The 2,732-nt window shown below is 65.5% G+C and carries 5 protein-coding genes; 2 read left to right on the top strand and 3 right to left on the bottom strand.

The genetic code is table 11. From position 1 onward, the window contains the following. From FNH09_RS45900 to FNH09_RS45890, 3 genes are all read right to left on the bottom strand, one after another. Positions 1 to 126, bottom strand: a 126-nt coding sequence (locus FNH09_RS45900) for a helix-turn-helix domain-containing protein (RefSeq protein WP_152895612.1), incomplete at its 3' end; no start/stop codon positions are given. 856 nt (positions 127 to 982) lie between these two features. Continuing rightward, positions 983 to 1,315 carry a histone-like nucleoid-structuring protein Lsr2 gene (locus FNH09_RS45895; protein WP_152895796.1) on the bottom strand — a complete coding sequence of 111 codons (333 nt, stop codon included), beginning with the start codon at positions 1,313 to 1,315 and terminating at the stop codon, positions 983 to 985. A gap of 305 nt (positions 1,316 to 1,620) precedes the next feature. Continuing rightward, positions 1,621 to 1,821 carry a hypothetical protein gene (locus FNH09_RS45890; RefSeq protein ID WP_152895795.1) on the bottom strand — a complete coding sequence of 67 codons (201 nt, stop codon included), beginning with the start codon at positions 1,819 to 1,821 and terminating at the stop codon, positions 1,621 to 1,623. 204 nt (positions 1,822 to 2,025) lie between these two features. Between FNH09_RS45890 and FNH09_RS45885 the strand changes: the two genes are divergently transcribed. Together FNH09_RS45885 and FNH09_RS45880 are read left to right on the top strand one after the other, a co-directional pair. Further along, positions 2,026 to 2,265, top strand: coding sequence for a hypothetical protein (locus tag FNH09_RS45885; protein WP_152895794.1), 240 nt, complete (start codon positions 2,026 to 2,028; stop codon positions 2,263 to 2,265). After that, positions 2,265 to 2,642 carry a toxin Doc gene (locus FNH09_RS45880; RefSeq protein WP_152895793.1) on the top strand — a complete coding sequence of 126 codons (378 nt, stop codon included), beginning with the start codon at positions 2,265 to 2,267 and terminating at the stop codon, positions 2,640 to 2,642. The genes FNH09_RS45885 and FNH09_RS45880 overlap by 1 nt, the downstream gene beginning before the upstream one ends. Positions 2,643 to 2,732 lie beyond the last annotated feature (90 nt).

The raw sequence follows: 2,732 nt of genomic DNA, 5'->3' as shown, positions 1-2,732 counted from the left end.
CGCGTGTGCCTCCCGACGGGCCCGAAGACCGTCGTTGAAGACCACGCGGGCGCACCCGAACGCCCTGGCCAGCGCATCACGCTGTGCAGGCTCGGGGTACACCCGGAAGTTGTACCGGAGCTGCATGTGATCAACCTACTGCCCGGCACTGACAACACCGGCCCGGACCACTTCGCCCTGCGGACCGTTCCGGCTCACCCCGCCCTGAAAGACGAGGCTTGCGCCGGGCCCAGCCGGTCACGCTGCCGAACGTCCTCGGTACGTCCGCGCCGCGCTTCCACAGCGCTGCTGAATGCGCCACTGCTTGCAGTCGTAATTGGTGCCGGTCACATTGCACACGTTGAGTCCGGTCACCTGGAAAGCAGATCGATGGCAAATTGCCGCCCACACCGAGCCGGATCTCCCTGGAGGTGCCATCGATTCCCCACACGATGACACGGGCAATGGTGGCCCAGTCATCGCGCGGTCAGATCAAGTCTGGAGCGCCATCGCCCGGATTGTTGTCGATCGGGACATCGACTCCGGCTTGCGTGAAGCACAGCTCCGCCGCGGAAGCGGGCTGCATCGCAGCCACCCCTGTCCGGGCGACCGATGCCGCCACGACGGACCGTCTCCTGGCGATCGCAAATTGATCACGCACTGCCTTCCATGGGCCGCGAGGGTGCCATTTCCCTCAGGGAAATCCAATGAAGATTCCGACGAGATCGGAACTGATGAACTCTTGGATCTCGATGGCACCTGTCAGGCCCGTCGACGACGAGACGATCTTGCAAGGAAAAGAGGCTGCTCGCGACGACCAAGGCGCGCTGGTGCGGAAGGAGTTTGCACCGCCGGTCGTCTTCGGAGGTGACCAAATGAGCGTACCCCGCGCCGGTGATCAAGCGTCGAACACCTCGTCGGAGGCCACGGGATACCGTTGGCCGCACGAACGGAGCTCGGCCTGTCCGCCACCGATCGGTGATGACACCGAGAATCCTCGGTGTCAGTGAGCCTTGGCGTATGCCTCACGGATACTGGCGGGAACGCGCCCCCGTTCGCTGACCTGAAGGCCGTTCTCGCGCGCCCACGCTCGCAGCTCCTCGGCACTCGGGCCGTTCGACGCCTGCTTCGGAGAGCCGCCCGCACGCTTGGTCCTGCCGATCCTGCGGCCCCCGGAAGTGAAGGGGGAAAGCGCCTCGACGAGCTTGTCGTAGTTCTCCGAAACAAGGTCGATCTCGTAGTTGACGCCATCGAGCGAGAACGTATGGGTCTGCACCTCTTCCGATTCCGCGCCGGTGAGGTCGTCCGTGTACACGGTCACAATTTTCTGAGCCATGGCCGGATGCTACCACCTCACGTTTTCTTATCGACAGCCGGAAGACATGGCGATATGGGAAGGGGAACTCTTCCACGGTTTCCTGAGCCCCGCCGCGCGGATTCGACTCATGCAGAGCAGGTACTCAGGTTTTCCTGAGCCGGGATCGCAGGCCGGGGCGCCTGCACTCGGACAATGCACAGCACAGGCACAGTCGGCAATTATTTCCGCCGCGATCGAGTCCGAGCGAAACCCTTCGCCGCATCCTGGGAGGGGCGACCAGACCGCAAAATTTTTCTTCACTTTCCATATCAAAGCAGGTCATCTCAATTGAGGGTCGCAGCGGCTGGAACCTTCCCTGGTCGACAGGATGCCAGCCGCGCACCCGACCGCGCGGTCTCGGCGACATCGGCCGCGACGACGAACATCTTGCTCGGGACGCAGCCGCGGTTGAGGCAAGTACCACCGAAGCGGTCGGGCTCGACGACGGCCGTACGCAGATCGGCCAGGTCGTCGGTGAGCAGCATGTTGCCGGTACCGGCCCCACGATGACGAGATCGTGATGCAGCACGCCGCGCACCTCCGCCGGTGGAGTGCGGGGCGTATCGGCGTGAGCCTCTGCGGGCAGGCCGCGCCGTGGATCCCTCATGATTCCGGCCTCGCAAACGCCGCCGCCGCACGCCCGCAAGGATTCCCTGGCCTGTCCAGCACCAACTAGGTACCATCTGAGAATGCCCTCACTGAATGTGTCCTTCTCCGACGAAGAACTGGAAGGCGTGCGCGCCGCCGCCGCCGCGGAGGGGAAGAGCCTCAAGCAGTATCTGCATGATCTCGGCGTGCGCGAGATGCATCGCAAGCAGTTCGTCGCTGGCGCCGTCGCCTGGGCCGATCGGCTGCGCGACGAGTTCGACGAGGCATTCCCCGAGGAGGTCCCCGTCTCCCGGCACGCCGACGGGGCCGCGGCCGCCTGATGGTCCTGTACATCGATGTCTCCTGGCTCCTCGACGTCCAGGAGGCGGCCCTCGGGGCTGAGGACGTGTCGGTCGCGGACTACTCGGGACTGGTGGCGGCCGTCGCCCGACACAAGACCAAGATGCCGACCCTGGAGACGTCCGATCCGGACGCCGCGTGGCGCGCGGCGGCGCTCCTGCACACGATCACGCGCCTCGAACCCCTCCCGCACCGCAACAGCCTCTTCGCCGCCTTCGTGACGGCCCAGTACATGAGCCAGTCCGGGGAGGGGATCGACCCGCCGTACGGCGCCCTGTCCGATCTCGTCCGCAAGATCAGGGACACGCGCCTGAGCGTCTACGCCGTCGCCGACGTCCTCCGGTCCTGGAAGGTCTGACGCCAGGGCTGGGAGATCTGGCACAAGGTCCAGAAAGGCCCTGCGGCGCCGCTCCCGGCACCGCAGGCACGTGCCTGCGGTGCCGGGAGC

It is taken from the genome of Streptomyces adustus (genome assembly GCF_009377175.1).
GTDB classification, from domain to species: Bacteria; Actinomycetota; Actinomycetes; order Streptomycetales; family Streptomycetaceae; genus Streptomyces; species Streptomyces adustus.
This window is presented reverse-complemented; position numbering and strand designations above follow the sequence as displayed.

Excerpts from the sequence above, each read along its gene's own strand:
- FNH09_RS45895 (WP_152895796.1), bottom strand. The coding sequence starts at position 1,315 with ATGGCTCAGAAAATTGTGACCGTGTACACGGACGACCTCACCGGCGCG.
- FNH09_RS45890 (WP_152895795.1), bottom strand. The coding sequence starts at position 1,821 with ATGCTGCTCACCGACGACCTGGCCGATCTGCGTACGGCCGTCGTCGAG.
- FNH09_RS45885 (WP_152895794.1), top strand. The coding sequence starts at position 2,026 with ATGCCCTCACTGAATGTGTCCTTCTCCGACGAAGAACTGGAAGGCGTG.
- FNH09_RS45880 (WP_152895793.1), top strand. The coding sequence starts at position 2,265 with ATGGTCCTGTACATCGATGTCTCCTGGCTCCTCGACGTCCAGGAGGCG.